Here is a 20,077-nt window from a genome sequence, read left to right as displayed (position 1 = left end):
GATACGGAGTGAGTCATGCCTAAAGAATTAAATCTCGACATCAATCAGTCACCGGACGATTATCCGGTCATGGTGCTGCTGGTGGATGACCAGGCCATGGTGGGTGAAGCCGTCAGGCGCGCACTGGCGAATCAGGTTAACATCGATTTCCACTACTGCGCCCATCCAGACGAGGCGATCGAAGCCGCCCAGAGAACCCGCCCCACAGTCATCTTGCAGGACCTGGTGATGCCAGGCATTGACGGTTTGACCCTGGTGAGCAAGTACCGCGCCAACCCGGCCACCCGCAACGTCCCTATCATCGTGCTGTCCACCCGCGAAGATCCGACGGTCAAAAGCGCCGCGTTTACCGCCGGCGCCAACGACTATCTGGTCAAGCTGCCCGACACGATAGAGCTGGTGGCGCGGATTCGCTATCACTCACGCTCTTATGTGAACCTGTTGCAACGTGATGAGGCCTATCGCGCGCTGCGGCAAAGCCAGCAGCAGCTGCTGGAAACCAATCTGGAACTGCAGCGCCTGACCAATTCGGATGGTTTGACCGGTCTCGCCAACCGGCGTTATTTCGACGAATACTTCAGCGCCGAATGGCGGCGTGCGGAACGCGAGCAAAGTACATTATCGTTGCTTATGATCGACGTCGATGATTTCAAGCTGTATAACGACACCTACGGCCACCTGGCCGGTGATACCGCGCTCAAGCAAGTGGCAGAAGGTATCGGCCATTTTGCACGGCGCCCGACCGATCTCGCGGCACGCATAGGCGGTGAGGAATTTATATTGGTGCTGCCGTCCATGTCACGTGAAAATATGGAAATTCAGGCCGACAACCTGCGCGCGGCGGTGCACGCGCTGAACGTCCCCCATAAATCTTCCAACAACGATGCCAGGGTCACCATCAGCGTTGGCGGTGCCAGCATGGTGCCGCAACGCGGCAGTTCCCAGGAAAAACTGGTCGAATTGGCCGATCAGGCGCTGTATCGCGCCAAACGCACTGGCAAGAATCGGGTCGAGATTGCCTAGGGTGGACACCTGTACCCGCGCGTGAATTCACGCCATGTATATGCCTATTTCGATGCTGCGCGGTCCCGTATTCCGGTTATCGCGGTGCTACGTGGACGCTGCATGCCCACCCTGCGTGCCTGGCGCGCCGCCAGCAAGCGCGCGCGTCGTTTGCGAGCCCAGATGATCACGCCGGTAACACTCAGCAACGCCACCGCAACGCCCATCAGTGAAATCAGGATGCGCCCGGTCAAACCGAGGATGCGGCCCGAATGCAAGGGAAACTGCGCCTGCATGAAGATATCGCCAGCGCTGCCGGTACCGGGGATTTTTGCGCCGGCAGCATGGCCGTCGCCAGCGTCGTAATACAGCCAGCTGTTGCCCAGGCCGACATCGCCATGGTCATTGCCGGCTTCGAAAAACCCGACGCCGTACAAACCGAAGGCGGAAGAATAGAACACGCCGCCGACCGGCACCGTCCAGCCGCGGCGCTGACCGTCCTCGCGGGCCAGTTGCGCCACCTGCTCACGGCTGACGCCGGGTTCGGCCTTGGCGGCGAGCGCCGGCGCGATCGGCTTACGGCTGTCAAACGGATCCGGCGTCAGCGTCGAAAAGGTTTGCACAATTGGCCGCATGACCGGGTTGTAGAGATTCATGGAAACCGAGGTTACCGCCAGGATCAGCAGCAGTATCCAAAGCCAGACGCCGCCTGAGCGATGCAAATCGAAATTCAATTTATGACCACCCTGGCGCCACCGGAACGCGAACGATTTGCGCCAGCTGCGCCAGTTCGGAAAAGACAGCCATAAGGCGATGAAACAGTCGAGCGCCCAGACGATGCCAATGATGCCCATCAGCCAGGTGCCAAGTTCAATCCCGCCGACCTCGGGCAGATGCATGGTGTAGTGCAGCTTGTACAAGAATGGCAGGAGGTTCTCGCGGCTTAGGGAGATGGCGCCCCACATACGCTTGCCTTGTATTTCAGCGCTGACCGGATCGACCGCTATCTGGTTGAAGCCAAGATCGTAAGGTTGTTTGGTGGCAGGATCGATACGCCCTTCCACCATCATGGTGCTGGTATGTCCCGGCTCGCTTGCCGTCATCACATAGGTTACCCGCATGCGTGGGTCCTGCGCCTCCGCCCGGTTTGCCAGTTCCAGGCCTGGCAGGGTCTTGCCCGCGGCCGGCTGGTCGGCGCTGCGGGCATGGAACAGCTGCGGGTTGAGCCAGGCATCGAGTTCGTGATCCCAGGAAATGACGGCGCCGGTGGCGCCAGCGATAAACAGGAACACCGCTGCCGCAAGTCCGAACCAGCGGTGCAGGATCACCATGAAAGGACGTATCGTCATGATCGGTTTCAGTATTTCCAGTTAATCGCAACGCTGCCGTTAACGGGCGCGCCGTAATAGCCTTGCGAGAAGTAAAGGCTGGAGATGTATTTCTTGTTGGTGACGTTGTTGAGATTGGCAATCACGCTGACCTGCTTGCTGATGTCGTAACGCGCCATCAGGTTGAGCAGCGCATAGCCATGCTGCACCGTGGTGACCGTTTGCGTCCCTGTGAGCGCATCGGTGCGGCTGGTATTGCCCTGCCAGTTGAGGCTGGCGCCGACTTTCAGCTTTTCCAACTGTGGCACCTGGTAGCTCGCCGCCGCCCGCAAGGTTTGTTTCGGGACGTAATTCTTGACCGAATTACCGTCCTGGTCCTTGATAGTCATCACGGTGTAGCCGAGGCTGCCCTGCAAGCCCTTGGCCAGTTCGCCGGACAGCTCCAGCTCCAGTCCTTCCGAATGTGCCTCAATACCGCGGTAATACGCCTTGGCGCCAACGTAGCCAGCCTGTTCCGCCGAATTGCTTTGCTCTACCCTGAACACGGCTGCCGATGCATTCAGCTTGCGATTGAAAAACTCGCTCTTCAAGCCCAGCTCATAGCTCTTGCCTTCGACCGGCTTGAGCGTTGCACCGGTAATGTCGGTCTGTTACTGCGGGTTGAAAATCTCGGTGTAGCTGGCGTAGGCCGATACATTCCGGTTTAAATCGTAGACCAGGCCGGCATACGGCGTGGTGGAGCTGGCGCGGGTCTGGTGGTTGACGCCGTAGGCGATACCGGTGGTGCTGGCGTCGGTATAGTTGGCGCCGAGCAGCAGCTTGAGATTGTCGGCCAGGTTGAGACGGGTGGCGCCGTACAAGGTTTTGCGCTTGTCGGTATAGGCGCTGCCGTCGATCGAGGCATCGAAACTCGGCTCCGGGTAACCGCCGTCGAATGCGCCTGTGGCTGTCAGCGGAGTTCCTATTCCCTGTCCGTAATGCGAGATGTCGTCCAGCGTCGAACGCGACCAGCTGGCGCCGATAGTCACGTCATGCTGGCGTCCGCCCAGCGAATATTTGCCGTTGACATAGCTGTCGATGACGGTTTGCTTGTTGTCTGAACTGTAGAGCGACGGATAGCTGAACAAGCCGTCGCCGGTGACCCGGTCGGGGGTACCGTAGACATAGAACAGCTTGCCGTCGGTACTCAATTTGTTGTAACTCAGGGTGGTTTTCCATTGCCAGTCGTTGCTGAAACGATGATTCAGTTCGGCGAAAGCGCGCTGCTCTTCCGAGTTCCAGGACGACCAGTTGGCCGAGGTGCTGGTGCCGACGCCATAATGGGTCGGTGAACCGTCAGTGTAGTACAGCGGCAAGGCGCCCCATATCGCGCCTTTACCGTCATTTTTTTGATAGCTGTAGCCCACGGTCAGCAACGTGTCGTTGCTCAGGTTGGCTTCGATCACGCCATAGAATATATTCTTGCCGGGTTGGTAGCGGTCCAGGTAGGAATCACCGTCTTCGTGCGCCACCACTACGCGCGCCGCTACGGTCTTGGCGTCGTTGAGCGCACCGGAAACATCGGCATCGATGCGACGCGTGTTCCATGAACCGTAGCTGATGCCGGTGGAAGCCTGGAAATCATAAGTCGGACGCTTGCGTACGAAATTCACGGTGGCCGACGGATTGCCGGTGGAGGAAGTCAGGCCGTTGGCGCCGCGCACCACTTCGACGCGGTCGTACAGGGCGGTATCCAGATCGCCATTCTGCAGGCCGAAGGTAAGCGGAACGCCGACGCCATCGAACTGGAAATTGGTAATGTCGAAGCCGCGCGCCGTGTAATAGGTGCGATTGGTTTCGACTTTTTCGACAGTGACGCCAGTGGTGCCGGCCAGTACCTGATCGACATTGTCGAGCTGGAAATCATCCATTTTGGCGCGCGTGATCACCGATACCGACTGCGGCGTTTCGCGCAGCGACATGTCCATCTTGGTTGCGGCATTGCTCTTGCGCACGGTGTAGCTGACGGTTTTTTCGGTCGGCGTTTGCTGATCGCTGCCCCCGGTGACAACCACTTCCGGCAACGCCGCTTCATTGCTGGCGGCCGCCAACTGCGGCGCAGCGGCCGATAACGCCATAGCCACCGCCATGCTCATCACCCGTAATGACGGTTGAACAAGTGAAGTACGTGAAACCGGATCTGCCGCTGGGCGTATCGCAGCGCTAGGAGTTGTCATCTGTTATCCCTGAGTCGATTGATTGATTGTTTTTATGGTTTGAATGGCGTTTAAAGCAGGCGGTATTTCTCTAAAACATTAATAATAATGAGAATGATTCCGATTATCAATTAAATATTTTGAAATTTTATGAGCGCGCGATTGCAATCTCATTCAAGATTTGAATCAATACGAGGGGGAAACTGAGGGATTGGGAGGTGGATAGCCGAGCGGTATCCTAGGTTGAAAACAGATGCGGTATCCGGAGCGGTATCCGGAACACGCAAGCCATGCATCCGGACAGGTCTTCAGGTCGATGCAGCCTCAGGCATGCACGTGATGCTCTTCCGGCGCGCTGTAGTTGCAGCCATCCGCCGTGTGGGCGCAAGGGTGTATCTCAAACTGCAGCGTGGTGTGATACACCGCGAATTGCGACGCCAGGATCTCTTTCAGCGCCGGCAGCAATTGCTCTGTCGAATAAGCCGGGTCGTACACCACATGCGCGGTAAGGCTGGCCTTACCGCTGGTGACCGCCCATAAATGGAAGTCATGCACGCTCAGGATTCCCGGCACTGCGCGCAGCGCGGCTTGTACCTTTTCAATATCCATGCCTTCCGGCACCCCTTCCAGCAGGATATTGATGCTCTCCTTCAGTAATATCCAGGTGCGCGGCAACACCCAGAATCCGATCAATACGGCGATCACCGAATCGACCCATGTCCAGCCGGTATAGCGGATCACCAACGCACCGATAATCACGCCGACCGAACCCAGCATGTCGCTCCAGACTTCCAGATACGCGCCCTTGACGTTCAGGCTGGCATCCTTGCCGCCGCTGAGCAGGCGCATGCTGATCAGGTTCACGATCAGGCCGAAGACGGCAATGACAAGCATCCCTGTCGACTGGATTTCAGCGGGACTGCGGAAGCGCTGGTAAGCCTCGTACAAAATATACATCGCCACCATGAACAGCAATACTGCGTTGAACGCGGCAGCCAGGATTTCAAAACGATGATAGCCGAAGGTGCGTTTGGCGTCGGGCGCTTTCCTGGCGATGCGGATCGCCACCAGTGCGATTGCCAGGGCCATGGTATCGGTCAGCATGTGCGCCGCATCCGAGATCAGCGCCAGGCTGCCGGTGATCAGGCCGCCGATGACTTCGACTATCAGGAAGAGCGTGGTAAGTCCTAATGCGATCCAGATATATTTCTCGTTCTGGCTGGTCGGTAAGGCGTGCGAATGGCCTGCGCTCATGCTTGTCCTTGGAGTGTGGCGTGTAGATAATGTACCGCTTTTTTACGATTGCATGCTCTCATTAAAAACCCTGTAGCTACTATAAGGTCAAGCAAATACATAAAAATTTCCTCAAGGATGAAAGCGGACTACACTAATGTTTGCTTTCGCCCCCCCGATAACCAGAACAAAGGAAAACAAATGACTACCCTGCTAAAAAACATAAGGCCATCGTTGTTCGCTTCTGTTGCACTGGCTTTGCTGCTTGGAGCATGCTCGACGATGTCGATGAATTCGGGCCACACCAGCAAGGTTACCCTCGACGGAGGCCATGAAGTACCGCCGACCGGCTCGGCGGCAACCGGCAGCGGCACTATCGTGATTACAGCCGACAAATCGGTTAGCGGCAGCGTCACTACCACTGGCATAGAAGGAAAAATGGCGCACATCCATGAAGCCGCAATGGGTAAGAACGGTCCGGTATTGGTACCTTTGACCAAGACTGGCGACAATACCTGGTCGGTACCGGCCGGCGCCAAGTTAACCGACGCCCAATATGCCAGCTACATGGCCGGCAACCTGTATATCAACGTCCACAGCGCTGCCAATCCTGGCGGTGAAATTCGCGGCCAGCTGCTGCCCTGACCTGCACTTGCGAAGCCGCCATGCGCCCCTCCCCTTGCCTCTGGCAAGCCAGCCATGGCGGCCGATTGACGGTATTACCCCTTGAATAAACCTATGCATCCTGCAATCCGGATTTTTGGCGCGTTTTTCCTGGCCATCGCGCTTGCCAGCGGCGTTCTGTATGCTATCGACCATTCACTCAATACCGGCAGCAGCAAGAATCCTGAGCGCCAGGCAAAAACCGCTGGCGCGGCACCGTTCGCGACAAATCCTGCACCATCTACGCCTGTCGCCGCGACATTGGCAGCGGGCGCCCCACCACCACCAGCGTCATCGACAACCTCGACAACCTCTAACCGACCATTGCTGGAGAACGTCGGCGTCATTGCCAAATGCACCATCGACGGCAAGATCGTCTATACCGACAAGGGTTGTCCTCAAGGCAGTAAAGCCAAACCTGTACAGATTACAGATAACGCCATCATCCCCGGCGTCGACCAGGCAACGATCGAACGCACGCTACGCCAACCGCCGCCACAGCTAACGCAGGCTGCACCGTCAGCTGCCATTATCGAACCGGCCATAGGCACCATCACCACCGAGGCCGGTGTCGATTGCCTGGCACTTGGACGACGCGTCGAATGGCTTAACGCCATGGGCCACCGCCGGCAGCCGCCGCATATCCGCGACCGCATGCAACACGAGCGCGACGATCTGCAAACCAGAAGGTTCTGGGCGCATTGCTAGTGCATAATCCCGGCCCATGACGCAAACCGAAACCCGAACCGGAAAATATCAATGTTGCATGGTGATGGCAGGCGGTGGTTTTCGCTTTGGCTATTATCTAGGCATGTACGCGGCAGCAGTCGAGACTCATAACAAACCTGATTTGCTGCTAGCCAGTTGTGGCGGCTCCATCGCTGCCGCCGTGATCCAGGCGTTGCCGGACGATGCGCAGCGCAAAGCGTGGATCAGCTCCCCGGCGATGTATCAATTCCTCTGCGGCTTGCAATCAACGCCTAAGGCGGCCATCGGCCGCTCCTTTATCCATGCGGTCAAACGCCGTCTTACGGTAAAGCGCGCAACCAGGATTCCAGATCTGTTCAGCGACTATTTTTTCGATATCCCGGCAGAGTTGCCCTTGCCGCCACTCCAGCCGCAATCAATCGATCCGGTCGCGGTGGCGATTATCGGCGGAAGAATATTGTTTTCGAAAGCGGAGATCGGACAACGCCGGGCCGGCCGCAAATTATTTGCCGAGACCGTATTTTGCAATCCGCGCACAGCGGCACTACTTGACGGCATGCGATCCCCCATGAGCGAGCCGCTGTGGGGCGACAATGCGATCGCGCCGCAATTGCTGACAGACGTGCATATGCCTATCGGCGATGCTGTGCGGATTTCCATTTCAGATATGTTCTATTTTCGCTGCCACTCGCATCAGGCCAGCCATTACACCGGCGGCGTGGTCGATCTGTTCCCTATCGAGCTGGCAAATAAACTGGCGCAACGCGTAGTGATGGAACTGAAAGCGCCGTTTAACCAGGCAACCGCCATCCCTGCCTGGCGCGCGGTACTGGGCGTCGACGGCAACCAGCGATTGCGCCATGTCCACCGCCAGCATGCCGACGTCTGGATCGATTCTTCGGATGTGGAAAGTATATTCCACAAGAGCGGCATGCAGCAAAAACTATCCTGGCCGAAAAATCGCTTGCGCCTGCTCATGCCAACGCGCTATGAAAGTTATGTGGAGCACGTCGAAGCGCAATGGCAATATGGCTATCAGCGCGGACTGGAAGCCTTTGGCAAACCGCACGCCAATTATAAACAGCACATGCGTCATGCGACCAGGTACAACAAACCTTGATCAGGTCCGAGTTAATTCTCGATCCTTAATTCTCCATCCATCCCTGAAGCGCCACGCGGCGCGGCAAGCCGTCCAGGTCGCCGCGTACCAGAACCTGTGCGCGCATGACAATATAGGCAGGCATGCCAGGCTGGGCCAACAAAGGTTGAATCTTGCTTAGCGCGGCGATCAATTGCGGCGTCAGCTTGTCCAGCACCGGCCGCACATCTCGCCCCAGATCAGGAGCGTCGGCAAAACTGCCCACACCTTGCTGACGCCATTGCGCATGCAAACCTAGCTGCAAGGCTTTACTTGCCTCGAACTGGGCCTGGAAGAAACGTCTTACAAAAGCCGCATCCAAGCCTTCAGCCCGAGCAGTGACAGCGTCCAGTATAAGTTGCTCACGTGGCGGATCGCTGATGGCGCCACCGGAGTTCCATTTCGCTTTGGCCACCATCAGCGCAACTGCCAGGCGTTGATCTATCAGCGTCAGCAGCTGATCGACCTGCCCGGCGTCCGCAGCAGAGGGACCGCACTGGACACCAGGCGTTGACGGCATGCTTTGGCAAGCCGCCAGGATAAACAGCAGGAACCAGCAGGACAGGAATCTGCCCAAGTACAGGGATTTTGAGAATTTCATGGATTCTTTCTATGGCAACGCGAAACATAGCATTCATTCACGCGTTCACAACCCGTTTCGATAAACTAAACGTACACTATCCACTTTGCATTTTATAAAAATTTACATGCTGTCAACACTAAAACTCATCACTGCCGATCCGAACTCCGACAATATCGACCATTTGGTGGCCTTGATAAAGACCTTGCGCCCCAGTAAACCGGAGCAAGGCGGACAGGCGACCGAGAATGTACGAGTGTTGGTGCAGTTGCTGCATGGTGAACCGGCCCAGGCCAGCGCCCTGCGTCACTACGTGCTGCGGTTGTTTTCGACGCGCCGCCAGATCAGTTTGTATACCGATACCGGCATCTTGCCGAACGCCGGCTTTTTTACCGAACTTTTTCAGCGCCTCTCATTTCGCATCCTGCCACCAGCGCTGGATGACAATTATTTGCGCGATTGCCTTGATCGCCTGCTGCCGATCGAAACCGACTATCTGTGGATCAATGCAGTACCGGCTGCAGACTGGCTGAGCCTGTATGACCTGCTAAGCCAGGCTGCTCCCTATACCGACGCTGAAAACAATGCGGCCAGCGATGCCATCGATCGCCATAAAACCGTGGGCGAATTGCTGGAAGCGATCCAGACTCTATCCTATCGCATCAGCGCCATGGGACTGGAGCCCGCGCTGCTTCGGCTCTACCCCAGCATTGACGAATTCGAATCGCCGTTCCTGATGCAGAACGTCGAACTGCACCTGTACCTGAACAGCTATCGCCACCATCTGGCAGCGAGCGAATCGGCTGCCGATCCGGGCCAGTTGCAGCCGCTGGAAGATGCCCGCCATCTGGCGGTGATGCTGGACCAATGCGAGACCATCGTCCTCAAAATCCGTAAAAACGCCTTGCGCATGGGGAGTAGCGTATCCCTGACCTATCTGCTGGTCAGGCTGGAGCAAAGCATCACGCGCCTGCGCAAGCTGTTGAGTCTGGTCGATGTCGGCGAAACCAAGGCCGAAACTGTCGAAGATACGCAGGATCAAAACACGACAGACGCCAGTCAGGTCGCCAAACGCAACCAGGCATTGGCGCTGGGCCAGGAACTCATCGAAGGGCATAACCGCAAATATGCGGTGCGCGAACTGTTCGCCGACAATATCAACCTGCTGGCACGCAATGTCACCGAAAACGCCAGCCGCACCGGCGAACACTATATTGCCGAGGACCGTCAGGAATATGGCGCGATGTTCCGCTCCGCTTCCGGCGCCGGGCTGATCATCGGCTTCATGTCGCTGATCAAGATACTGGCATCTTATGTGCGCGCCGCGCCGCTGGTGGAAGCGTTTTTATTCAGCATGAATTATTCGGTGGGATTCATGCTGATCCATGTGCTGCATTTCACGGTCGCCACCAAGCAACCGGCGATGACCGCATCGCGCATCGCTTCCGGCCTGCAAAGCCGCGACGGCCGCAATATCGATCTCGACAGCCTGGTGGAGCTGATCGTCAAAGTGATCCGTACGCAATTCATCGCGGTGGCGGGCAATTTGCTACTGGCTTTTCCGGTAGCCTACCTGATCGCCCTCGCCTATCACTCGCTGTCAGGTCATCATCTGGTATCGCCCGACAAGGCGGCTCACCTGCTGCACGATATCAATCCGTTCGCCAGCCTGGCGCTGTTCCATGCGGCGATCGCCGGCGTCTGCCTGTTCCTGGCCGGCCTGATCTCGGGTTACTACGATAACAAGGCGCTCCACACACACATGGGAAAGCGCGTGGCGCGCGCTCGCTGGTTGCGCAAGTTGCTCGGCCAGCAACGGCTGGACCGGTTCGGCGAATACCTTGAACGCAACCTGGGCGGTCTGATGGGTAATTTCTACTTCGGCATACTGCTCGGCACGATAGGCACCATCGGCTTCATGCTCGGCTTGCCTATCGATATCCGCCACATTACGTTTTCGGCCACCAACTTTGCCACCGCACTGGTCGGCCTGGATAACCAGATGGGCTGGCGGACAGCGGCGGTCTCCGTCATTGGCGTACTCGGGATCGGTACGGTTAACCTCTGGGTCAGCTTTTCATTGGCCTTGTTCGTGGCCATGCGCGCGCGCCAGATCCGGTTCCGTCAGGGAGTGACATTGGCCAGAGCGGTCTTCACACGTTTCAGGAGCGGCCCCAAGGATTTTTTCATTCCACCCAGGAGAGTCGCTCCGCTGGAACAGGACAAGCCGGCCGCTTAAGTGCTGGAAAGAACGTGTAACGAATAGAATATTACAAGCAAAATTCGAGCAAAATACTAAAGCCAGCCGGCGCACGATGGAAAACATGTTGAACGCTCAGTTACGTGAATTTTTTCTCAGGTACGCCGTGGCGCTACTGTGTATCTTGACAGCAGCTTGCTCGACTTTGCCCGACGTCAGCAACTTGAGCGCGTCTGTGCTGCAGGCAACCGCAACCGGCACTGGCCAGGCTAATGACCAGGCTAATGGGAAGGACGGTGCCGCATCCAGGCTCGACAACCTGGCGGCAATGGAGGCAGCGGCTACCGGTAGCCCGCTAGTCAAAGGCAACAAGGTAACCTTGCTATTCGACGGACCGGAAACCTTGACTGCGATGATTGCTGCCATCAGGCAGGCCAAAAGCACGATCAATTTTGAAACGTATATTTTCGACCAGGACCGGCTCGGCCAGCAGTTTGCGGATCTGCTGATAGAAAAGCAACGCGAAGGGGTGCAAGTCAACGTCATCTACGACAGTGTCGGCAGCATCGACACGCCCACCTATTTTTTCGATCGCATGCGCGCGGCCGGCATCAGGCTGATCGAATTCAATCCGGTCAATCCGCTTAAACGCTTTGGTCGCTGGCAGCTGAATCATCGCGACCATCGCAAGATCCTGGTGGTAGACGGCAAGATCGGTTTCACCGGCGGCGTCAACATCAGCGCTGCCTACGCCAACAGCTCGCTGTTTCGCGCCGGCCGCCGCGCCAATAGCGGCGCCGGCGCTATTGGCTGGCGCGATACCCATGTGCAGATAGAAGGCCCTGCTGTCGCCTCGCTGCAATTGCTGTTCTTGCAAACCTGGGCCACGCAATACGCTGAAGATTTACCGGACCTGGATTATTTCCCGAAACTGACCGAAGCCGGCAACAAAACGGTGCACGTGCTGAGCAGCCAGCCGGACAGCGATTACAGCCTCTACAAAGCCTATATCCTGGCGATCCAGCAAGCCCGCAAAAGCATCCACATCACCACGCCTTACTTCACCCCCGACCGCCAGCTGGTGGGCGCATTGGTCGCCGCCGCCCGGCGCGGAGTGGATGTCACTCTTATCATGCCGGGGGTATCCGATATCGGGCTGATGTTCCATGCCGGCCAATCGTTTTATACGCAACTGCTGAACGCCGGCGTCCGCATTTATCAGCTGCAGATAGCGGTGCTGCACGCCAAAACCGCGGTCATCGACGGCAGCTGGTCTACGGTCGGCTCCGCCAACATGGACATCCGCAGTTTCCTCCACAACTATGAAGCAAACGTGGTTGTCATCGACGAGCAGTTTGGGCGCCACATGGAAAGAGCCTTCCGCGAAGACATCCGCGGCTCCAGGCAAATCACGCTAGAGCAATGGCAGCAGCGGCCATTTTCGGACCGCATCAAGGAATGGGCTGCGCGCTCGCTCGGTTATTGGCTATGAATGTTCACTTCACGGCGTCGGCGTGGGTATGCGCCCACGCCAGCATCACGTCCATGAAACGCTGCAAAGTCGGCCGCACCCGCGCCGCCCGTTGCTCGTCGAAAGCAAATGGCAGTTGTTCTTCCATATAACTGATTTGCGTCTGCTCCAGCTGTACCGCGTGGATATTCTGTTCCGGCTTGCCATAGTGCCGCGTGATATGGCCACCCTTGAAACGGCCATTCACCGCATGGCTGTAACCCGCCTCGGCGGCCTCGGCAGCAACTGCCTGCAATTGCTGCGTCAGTTCCGGCGCACATGAACTGCCGGCGCCGGTGCCCAGATTCAAGTCAGGCAAACGGCCTTCGAAGAACCGCGGCACTACGGATGCGATGGAGTGCGCATCCCACAGCATCGCTACGCCATGCTCGGCGCGCAGCCGCTGTAATTCTTGCTCCAGTTGCTGGTGATAGGGCCGCCAGTATTCGGTGACGCGGCGTTGGATTTCGGCCTCATTGGGATTTTTACCGGCTTGATACAGCGGTTCCTTGTGGAAGGTATCCACCGGACAGAGTCCGGTCGTATCCTGCCCCGGGTAGAGATTGACGTTATCTTCGGGGCGATTCAGATCGATCACGTAACGCGAGTGGGTCGCCACCAAAGTCGACGCACCGAGCTGTTCCAGGAAGTTATATAACTGCGGCATGTGCCAGTCAGTGTCAGCAATATCCAATGCCGCGGCGCTCATGTTGGCGCGAATATCCGGCGGAATGTACTCACCCGCATGCGGCATCGACACCAGCAGCGGCAATCTGCCGCGATGAAACAGAAATTTTTCCATAGGGAAATCCATCATCAATCCTTTCAACCCACCTGATATGACATTTTAGTCCAGCAATCTCTTCATGGTACGCGCATAGGACAAGGCGCTCTGCTCCTGCCGGCTATGCTTGTGGTCCCGGATGACCCAATGGCCGCCGACCATGACATCGCGCACCGGCGTTTGCCCGTGATTGCAAAACACAAAGCTGTCGAGCAATTGTTCGCCATGTTTGCTGCTCAGGTCCGCGTGCTGCGGATCCAGCGCCAGCAAATCGGCGCGCTGCCCGACCACCAGGCCAGCCACCTGGCGACCGCTCGCGGTAGCGCCGCCGCGCAGGGCTTGCCGATACATGTACCCGCCCGCCGATGTGCTCTCGCTGCCGACCAGCATATTCCGCTGGCGATGCAGCAGGCGCTGGCTGTACTCGTACAAACGCAATTCTTCGCTGACGCTGGTACTGACATGGCTGTCAGAGCCTATGCCCCACGTGCCTTGTGCGGCGGCATAGGCAACGCCATTGAAAATACCGTCGCCCAGATTGGCTTCGGTAGTCGGACAAATGCCGGCAACAGCGCCGCTGCGCGCTAGTTTTTCCGTTTCAGCCGTTGTCATCTGGGTAGCGTGCACCAGGCACCAGTGGCGATCCACCTCGACATTATCCAGCAACCAGGCCACCGGCCGTGCACCTAAGGCCGCGACACAATCTTCGACTTCCTTGTTTTGTTCTGCAATGTGGATGTGCACCGGTGCTTGCGCATCCCATTGTCTGAGTTGCGTCAGCAGTTCCTGCAGCGATTGCGGCGACACTGCGCGCAACGAATGCGGTGCGACACCGTAGCGCAAGCCGGCATGTTGCGGATGCGATGCTTGCAAGGTTTTCAAGGCGCTCATGATCCATTCCGGCGAATTGATGAAGCAGGCCTGCCCGGCATGCGGCGCTTGTGCGCCGAAACCGCTGTACTGATACATCACCGGCAGCAAAGTCAGCCCGATGCCGACTTCCTGCGCCGCCTCAATCAGGCAAACCATGTTTTCCACCGGATTGGCATACGGCTTGCCGTCGCTGCCGTGATGCAAATAGTGGAATTCGCAGACCGAGGTATAACCAGCTTGCAGCATCTCGATATACAGTTGCACCGCAATCGCCTTCAGATCGACCGGCGACAACTTGCCGGCAAACTTGTACATCAAGGTGCGCCAGCTCCAGAAATTATCATTCAGGTCGGAGCGATATTCCGTCAGTCCGGCCATCGCACGCTGAAACGCATGCGAATGCAGATTTGCGATGCCCGGCAACACCGGGCCGACGGCCCTGGGAGCCAGCGCGATTTCCGCGGCATCGGGACTGACGCGCGTCAGGATGCCCTTGTCGTCCCATTCCAGCAGTACATTGTTGCGCCAGCCGTCAGGCAACAGGGCGCGATCGGCGATTAATTGTTTCATGCTATCTCCTTCATGCAATTTCCCTGCGCGAAACCGGGCTGAACCGACCGCCGCGGATTATCGCATTACAGGGATTGAGTCCCGACCAATAGGCCAGCTCCGCCAACGATTCCACCGACCAGACCACAAAATCGGCCGCGCGCCCTATCGCCAGCAAACCATGGCAGTCGGCTTTGCCAAGCGCCAGCGCAGCGTTGGCAGTGACTCCCATCAAGGCCTCCGCCGTGGTCATCCGGAATAAAGTGCAAGACATGTTCAGCATCAGCAGCAAAGAAGTGCTGGGCGAAGTACCGGGATTGCTATCGGTAGAGATCGCGATCGGTATCCGGTAGCGCCGCAGCAACTCCAGCGGCGGTTGTTTTGTTTCGCGGATGAAATAATACGCACCCGGCAGCAACACGGCGACGGTGCCGCTTTTTTGCATCGCCATGACGTCCGCTTCGGTCAGGTGCTCCAGATGATCGACCGAGAGCGCCTTGAAACGCGTCGCCAGTTGGGTGGCGCCGATATTCGAGAGTTGGTCGGCATGCATTTTCACCGGCAGGCCAAGCTTGCCGGCGGCGATAAATACCTGCTCGCTTTGCGCCACCGAAAAACCGATGTTTTCGCAGAATACGTCGACCGCATCAATCAATCCTTCGGCATGCAACGCCGGCAGCATTTCCTCGCAGACCAGCTTGATGTAGTCGTCAGCACGGCCCTGGTACTCCGGCGGTAACGCATGTGCGCCCAGAAAAGTGGTGTAGACGGTAACCGGGTAGGACTCTCCCAGACGCCGTGCTACCTGCAGCATCTTGCGCTCGGTTGGCAGATCCAGGCCGTAGCCGGATTTGATCTCTATCGTGGTCACGCCTTCAGCCAGCAAGGCTTCCAGGCGTTGTGCCGATTGTTGAAACAGGCTGTCCTCGTCAGCCAGGCGGGTGGCGCGCACGGTTGATACGATGCCACCACCGCTGCGCGCAATTTCTTCATAGCTGGCGCCTGCCAGCCGCAATGCGAATTCGTCGGCGCGATTGCCGCCATACACCAGATGTGTGTGGCAATCAATCAGGCCAGGGGTAATCCAGCGATTGCCGGCATCGTGCCTGACCAGTCCCGCATCGCCGAACCCGGCAGGTAATTCTGCTTCGCTGCCGATCCAGGCGATCACGCCATCACGTACGACGATGGCGCCGTCCGCGATGACTTGAGCGGAATTGCCGGCTGGCGCAATCCTGGCGTTGTGCCAGATGCCATCGGCCGATCGGATTTGCCGGGTTTTCCGGATTTCCGTATGTTGATCCTGCGACATGTCGGCTTCCCTATAAGAGATTGATGCTGACACTGATCACGATACTGCCAGCCTGTAACGAACGCAATGACACCCCGCCTGCTTTATCCTCGTTGACCAAGGTTTGACGTTGCTCCAAAGTTATCCGTTCACCGCTCTCTGTCAGTACATCCCAGCGTCCCTGCAGGCAAAACAGCAGATCGCAGCCACTTGGCAGATCCTGATTCGCTTGCCAGATTTCAACTGCGCCGACAGCCGCACCGCGCCGTAACATCAGGTTGAAATCCAGGCAGGCGCCGCCTTCGAGCTGCGCGCTGACCTGCTCCTCGCCGCGAAAACGATGTGGCTGCAATCGCGTCAGCGAGGCGTGGTCGCCGCTGGCAGAAAGTAATTGCATGCCGTCGCCTTCCAGCAAGGTAATTACCCGATCGACGCCGGGAAAACTGGAAAAGGCGCCGGATCGCGTAACGTCGGCAATACTCACTCGCCATGAAAAATCATCGAATGAGGCCGCCGGCGGATAACTGTGCAGCTCGCGTGTAATCCCTCCGCCGTTTTTCCATGGCACGGCTTGCAGCTGTTCGAAGCTGATCAGCCGCATGCTAGCGTCCGTACAAATCGTCAAACAAAGCCTCGCAGCTAGCGCTGACCGCGCCCTGCAATACCAGCTGCTTGGCGGCTTCGATATCCGGTGCGAAGAAACGATCCTTATCGTAGAACGCGACCTGCTTGCGCAAGCGTTGCTGGACTTCATTCAGCAACGGCGAAGTTGTCAACGGCAGATGGCAATCCACGCCCTGCGCTGCCGCCAGCAATTCAATCGCGACGATGGTAGCGGTGTTGTGCGCCATTTCATGCAGGCGGCGGCCGGCAAACGTCGCCATGCTGACGTGATCTTCCTGATTGGCTGAAGTCGGCAGGCTGTCAACGCTGGCAGGATGCGCCAGCGATTTGTTTTCGGATGCCAGGGCGGCAGCAGTCACGTGGGCGATCATGAAGCCGGAATTGAGGCCGGACGACTGCACCAGGAACGGCGGCAAACCAGACAAGGAAGAATCGATCAGCAACGCAATCCGACGTTCCGACAGCGCACCGATCTCGGCAATCGCCAGCGCCAGCGTGTCCGCTGCAAAAGCCACCGGTTCAGCATGGAAATTGCCGCCGGAAATGACTTCATCACGTTCCGCATAAATCAACGGATTATCGGTCACCGCATTCGCCTCGATCAGCAAAGTGCGCGCCGCGTTACCGATCAGGTCGACGCAAGCGCCCATCACCTGCGGCTGGCAGCGCAAGCTGTAGGGATCTTGCACCCGCTCGTCGTTGACCAGGTGCGATTGGCGGATCGCGCTGCCGCTCAACAGCTGGCGATAAATTTTAGCGGTGGCGATTTGCCCCGGCTGGCCGCGCACTTCATGCACGCGTGGATCGAATGGTGCATCGCTGCCGCGGGCGGCGTCGACTGCCAGTGCACCGGTCACGGTCGCTGCTTCCAGCACGCGCTCCGCCAGGAACAGGCCGTTCAACGTCAATGCCGTGGAAACCTGGGTGCCGTTGATTAACGCCAGCCCTTCCTTGGCCGCCAGCACGATAGGTGTGATGCCGGCCTTTGCCAGCGCTTCTTTGGCATCGATCAATTTGCCGTCGACCCGTACCTGGCCTTCGCCCAGTATTGCCAGCGTCATGTGCGACAGCGGCGCCAGATCGCCGGATGCTCCGACCGAGCCTTTGACCGGGATGCACGGCATGATGCCGGCGTTGTAGATCGCCAGCAAAGTGTCGATCACCTTCGCGCGGATACCTGAGAAACCACGCGCCAGGCTGCCGATTTTCATTGCCAGGATCAGGCGCACACCGGCGTCGTCGATCAGGTCGCCGGTACCGACCGAGTGCGACAGGATCAGGTTGCGTTGCAATAACTCCAATTGTTCGTCCGGAATCCGAGTCTTGGCCAGCTTGCCGAAACCGGTGTTGATGCCATAGGCGGCATCGCCACGTTCAACGATCCTGGCGACGGTGGCGGCTGACGCATTGATCGCGTCATAGGCGGCTGGCGGCAACTGCAGCGGTACGGCTTCGGCCCAGATGCGGCGGATCTCTGCCAGAGACATTTTTCCTGGTTGCAGAGTCAACGGTGTGTTCATGGTTATTTCTTTCACAATAATGCTAAACGAATTCAATTCTATGGATAAATCCTGACGATCATCCGTGGCTCGCTATTTTCTCAGCGATTGATCATCGGCAAATTCAAATTATGACGCTTGGCGCATTCGATCGCTGCCTCGTAACCGGCATCGGCATGGCGCATGACGCCAGAAGCGCAATCGTTGACCAGTACCCGCGCCAGGCGCTTGGCGGCAGCTTCGGTGCCGTCAGCAACAATCACCATGCCGGCGTGCTGCGAATAACCCATGCCGACGCCACCGCCATGATGCAACGAAACCCAGGTGGCGCCACCGGAAGTATTCAGCAAGGCATTCAGCAAGGGCCAGTCGGAAACGGCGTCGGTACCGTCTTTCATGCTTTCGGTTTCACGATTCGGGCTGGCCACCGAGCCGGTATCCAGGTGATCGCGGCCGATCACCACCGGTGCTTTCAATTCGCCGGTGCGCACCATTTCATTGAATGCAAGGCCGGCGATATGGCGTTCGCCCAGGCCCAGCCAGCAAATCCGCGCCGGCAAGCCCTGGAAGGAAATGCGTTCGCGCGCCATGTCCAGCCAGCGGTGCACATGTTTGTTTTCCGGGAACAGTTCCTTGATCTTGGCATCGGTTTTGTAGATATCTTCGGGATCGCCGGACAAAGCGACCCAACGGAACGGCCCCTTGCCTTCGCAAAACAACGGCCGGATATAGGCCGGTACAAAACCTGGAAAATCGAAAGCGTTCTTGACGCCATGGTCAAACGCCACCTGACGGATGTTGTTGCCGTAATCGACGGTCTTGATACCCATTGCATGGAAATCCAGCATCGCTTGCACATGCAAAGCGCAGGATTGCGCAGCATCGGCTGTCAATTTGGCTTGTAGTGCCGGCTCGTTTTGCGCCTGCACCCATTGCTCGACGCTCCAGCCGATCGGCAGGTAGCCGTTGATCAAGTCATGCGCCGAGGTCTGGTCGGTCACCAGGTCTGGCTTGATGCCGCCAGCCTTGGCGCGCTTGACCAGCTCCGGCAAGACTTCGGCGGCATTGCCGAGCAGGCCGATGGAAATCGCTTCCTTGCGTTCGGTATGATATTTGATCAGTTCCAGCGCGTGGTCCAGATCCTTGGCCTGCTTGTCGAGGTAGCGCGTGCGCAGGCGGAAATCGATGCTGGACTGCTTGCATTCTATGGTCAGCGATGCCGCGCCGGCCAGGGTTGCTGCCAGCGGTTGCGCGCCGCCCATGCCACCCAGGCCGGCGGTCAGAATCCAGCGCCCTGAAAGATCACCACCGAAATGCTGGCGCCCTGCTTCGGCAAAGGTTTCAAACGTGCCTTGCACGATGCCTTGGCTGCCGATGTAGATCCAGCTGCCGGCAGTCATCTGGCCGTACATGAACAGGCCCTTGCGGTCGAGTTCGTTGAAGTGCTCCCAATTGGCCCATTTCGGCACCAGGTTGGAGTTGGCCAGCAGCACCCGCGGCGCATCGGCATGGGTCTGGAATACGCCGACCGGCTTACCAGACTGAATCAGCAAGGTTTCATCTTCATTCAGATTGGTCAGCGCCTCGACAATCTTGTCGAAACAGGCCCAGTCGCGCGCGGCCCGGCCAATCCCGCCGTATACCACCAGGTCGTTCGGCCGCTCGGCCACTTCCGGGTCGAGATTGTTCATCAACATGCGCAGCGGCGCTTCGGTCAGCCAGCTCTTGGCTGTCAGGGTGGTACCGCGTGGCGCCCGGATGGTGCGGCTGGGGTCGCGGCGCGGATCGGTATTGGTCGATGTGCTCATGTTGGTTAGTCTCCGGAAAAGTGCCTGCAAATAAACGTCAAGTTGTATAGTCCAGTAAGATATAATGCCTATACAACTTAGTCAACAGAATT

Annotated in this window: 15 protein-coding genes and 1 pseudogene; 6 read left to right on the top strand and 10 right to left on the bottom strand. The window is 57.8% G+C overall.

Annotated features, from left to right (window positions below):
* Positions 1-15: 15 nt before the first annotated feature.
* Positions 16-1,023, top strand: a complete 1,008-nt coding sequence (locus tag BM029_RS13705) for a GGDEF domain-containing response regulator (protein WP_092436879.1) — start codon at positions 16-18, stop codon at positions 1,021-1,023.
* Positions 1,024-1,067: 44 nt separating this feature from the next.
* Here the strand turns inward: BM029_RS13705 and BM029_RS13700 are convergent, their stop codons facing one another.
* The 3 genes and pseudogenes from BM029_RS13700 to BM029_RS13690 form a co-directional block, all read right to left on the bottom strand.
* Positions 1,068-2,351, bottom strand: coding sequence for a PepSY-associated TM helix domain-containing protein (locus BM029_RS13700; protein WP_092436877.1), 1,284 nt, complete (start codon positions 2,349-2,351; stop codon positions 1,068-1,070).
* 8 nt (positions 2,352-2,359) lie between these two features.
* Positions 2,360-4,291, bottom strand: a pseudogene (locus BM029_RS13695) (TonB-dependent siderophore receptor).
* A 558-nt stretch (positions 4,292-4,849) separates the two neighbouring features.
* Positions 4,850-5,779 (bottom strand): cation diffusion facilitator family transporter, encoded by a 930-nt coding sequence (locus tag BM029_RS13690; RefSeq protein WP_092436875.1) that lies wholly within the window; start codon positions 5,777-5,779, stop codon positions 4,850-4,852.
* Positions 5,780-5,959: 180 nt separating this feature from the next.
* On the opposite strand from BM029_RS13690, the gene BM029_RS13685 reads away from it, so the two are divergent.
* From BM029_RS13685 to BM029_RS13675, 3 genes are all read left to right on the top strand, one after another.
* The gene (locus BM029_RS13685; protein WP_092436873.1) at positions 5,960-6,403 is read left to right on the top strand and encodes a CHRD domain-containing protein; all 444 of its coding nucleotides are present in this window, start codon (positions 5,960-5,962) and stop codon (positions 6,401-6,403) included.
* A 93-nt stretch (positions 6,404-6,496) separates the two neighbouring features.
* Positions 6,497-7,129, top strand: coding sequence for a hypothetical protein (locus BM029_RS13680; protein WP_092436871.1), 633 nt, complete (start codon positions 6,497-6,499; stop codon positions 7,127-7,129).
* 16 nt (positions 7,130-7,145) lie between these two features.
* Positions 7,146-8,249, top strand: a complete 1,104-nt coding sequence (locus tag BM029_RS13675; RefSeq protein ID WP_170851077.1) for a patatin-like phospholipase family protein — start codon at positions 7,146-7,148, stop codon at positions 8,247-8,249.
* Positions 8,250-8,274: 25 nt separating this feature from the next.
* On the opposite strand, the gene aroQ is transcribed toward BM029_RS13675, so the two are convergent.
* On the bottom strand, positions 8,275-8,868 hold the full coding sequence (aroQ, locus tag BM029_RS13670; RefSeq protein WP_092436868.1) for a gamma subclass chorismate mutase AroQ: 594 nt from the start codon (positions 8,866-8,868) through the stop codon (positions 8,275-8,277).
* Between the two features lie 106 nt (positions 8,869-8,974).
* Between aroQ and BM029_RS13665 the strand changes: the two genes are divergently transcribed.
* Positions 8,975-11,086 carry a site-specific recombinase gene (locus tag BM029_RS13665; RefSeq protein ID WP_092436867.1) on the top strand — a complete coding sequence of 704 codons (2,112 nt, stop codon included), beginning with the start codon at positions 8,975-8,977 and terminating at the stop codon, positions 11,084-11,086.
* Between the two features lie 85 nt (positions 11,087-11,171).
* Complete coding sequence (cls, locus tag BM029_RS13660) at positions 11,172-12,539, top strand: cardiolipin synthase (RefSeq protein WP_244545043.1); 1,368 nt, start codon at positions 11,172-11,174, stop codon at positions 12,537-12,539.
* Between the two features lie 4 nt (positions 12,540-12,543).
* On the opposite strand, the gene hutG is transcribed toward cls, so the two are convergent.
* The 6 genes from hutG to hutU form a co-directional block, all read right to left on the bottom strand.
* On the bottom strand, positions 12,544-13,374 hold the full coding sequence (gene hutG, locus BM029_RS13655) for an N-formylglutamate deformylase (protein WP_371329120.1): 831 nt from the start codon (positions 13,372-13,374) through the stop codon (positions 12,544-12,546).
* A 30-nt stretch (positions 13,375-13,404) separates the two neighbouring features.
* A complete protein-coding gene (locus tag BM029_RS13650) occupies positions 13,405-14,784 on the bottom strand; it encodes a formimidoylglutamate deiminase (protein WP_092436862.1) in 1,380 nt (459 codons plus the stop codon).
* A gap of 10 nt (positions 14,785-14,794) precedes the next feature.
* Positions 14,795-16,075: an imidazolonepropionase gene (gene hutI / locus BM029_RS13645; protein WP_092436860.1), complete on the bottom strand. Its 1,281-nt coding sequence runs from the start codon at positions 16,073-16,075 to the stop codon at positions 14,795-14,797.
* A 10-nt stretch (positions 16,076-16,085) separates the two neighbouring features.
* Complete coding sequence (locus BM029_RS13640) at positions 16,086-16,655, bottom strand: HutD/Ves family protein (protein WP_092436858.1); 570 nt, start codon at positions 16,653-16,655, stop codon at positions 16,086-16,088.
* A gap of 1 nt (position 16,656) precedes the next feature.
* The gene (gene hutH / locus BM029_RS13635; RefSeq protein ID WP_092436856.1) at positions 16,657-18,198 is read right to left on the bottom strand and encodes a histidine ammonia-lyase; all 1,542 of its coding nucleotides are present in this window, start codon (positions 18,196-18,198) and stop codon (positions 16,657-16,659) included.
* Positions 18,199-18,278: 80 nt separating this feature from the next.
* Positions 18,279-19,985, bottom strand: coding sequence for a urocanate hydratase (gene hutU, locus BM029_RS13630; protein ID WP_092436853.1), 1,707 nt, complete (start codon positions 19,983-19,985; stop codon positions 18,279-18,281).
* Positions 19,986-20,077: the final 92 nt, after the last annotated feature.

Origin of the sequence: Collimonas sp. OK607 (assembly GCF_900111995.1) — a bacterium.
Classification (GTDB): Bacteria; Pseudomonadota; Gammaproteobacteria; order Burkholderiales; family Burkholderiaceae_D; genus Collimonas.
Note: the sequence above shows the minus strand (reverse complement) of the source record. Positions and strands in the feature narration are given on the sequence as shown.

Coding starts and splice junctions, on each gene's coding strand:
- BM029_RS13705 (WP_092436879.1), top strand. CDS start 16: ATGCCTAAAGAATTAAATCTCGACATCAATCAGTCACCGGACGATTAT.
- BM029_RS13700 (WP_092436877.1), bottom strand. CDS start 2,351: ATGACGATACGTCCTTTCATGGTGATCCTGCACCGCTGGTTCGGACTT.
- BM029_RS13690 (WP_092436875.1), bottom strand. CDS start 5,779: ATGAGCGCAGGCCATTCGCACGCCTTACCGACCAGCCAGAACGAGAAA.
- BM029_RS13685 (WP_092436873.1), top strand. CDS start 5,960: ATGACTACCCTGCTAAAAAACATAAGGCCATCGTTGTTCGCTTCTGTT.
- BM029_RS13680 (WP_092436871.1), top strand. CDS start 6,497: ATGCATCCTGCAATCCGGATTTTTGGCGCGTTTTTCCTGGCCATCGCG.
- BM029_RS13675 (WP_170851077.1), top strand. CDS start 7,146: ATGACGCAAACCGAAACCCGAACCGGAAAATATCAATGTTGCATGGTG.
- aroQ (WP_092436868.1), bottom strand. CDS start 8,868: ATGAAATTCTCAAAATCCCTGTACTTGGGCAGATTCCTGTCCTGCTGG.
- BM029_RS13665 (WP_092436867.1), top strand. CDS start 8,975: ATGCTGTCAACACTAAAACTCATCACTGCCGATCCGAACTCCGACAAT.
- cls (WP_244545043.1), top strand. CDS start 11,172: ATGTTGAACGCTCAGTTACGTGAATTTTTTCTCAGGTACGCCGTGGCG.
- hutG (WP_371329120.1), bottom strand. CDS start 13,374: ATGATGGATTTCCCTATGGAAAAATTTCTGTTTCATCGCGGCAGATTG.
- BM029_RS13650 (WP_092436862.1), bottom strand. CDS start 14,784: ATGAAACAATTAATCGCCGATCGCGCCCTGTTGCCTGACGGCTGGCGC.
- hutI (WP_092436860.1), bottom strand. CDS start 16,075: ATGTCGCAGGATCAACATACGGAAATCCGGAAAACCCGGCAAATCCGA.
- BM029_RS13640 (WP_092436858.1), bottom strand. CDS start 16,655: ATGCGGCTGATCAGCTTCGAACAGCTGCAAGCCGTGCCATGGAAAAAC.
- hutH (WP_092436856.1), bottom strand. CDS start 18,198: ATGAACACACCGTTGACTCTGCAACCAGGAAAAATGTCTCTGGCAGAG.
- hutU (WP_092436853.1), bottom strand. CDS start 19,985: ATGAGCACATCGACCAATACCGATCCGCGCCGCGACCCCAGCCGCACC.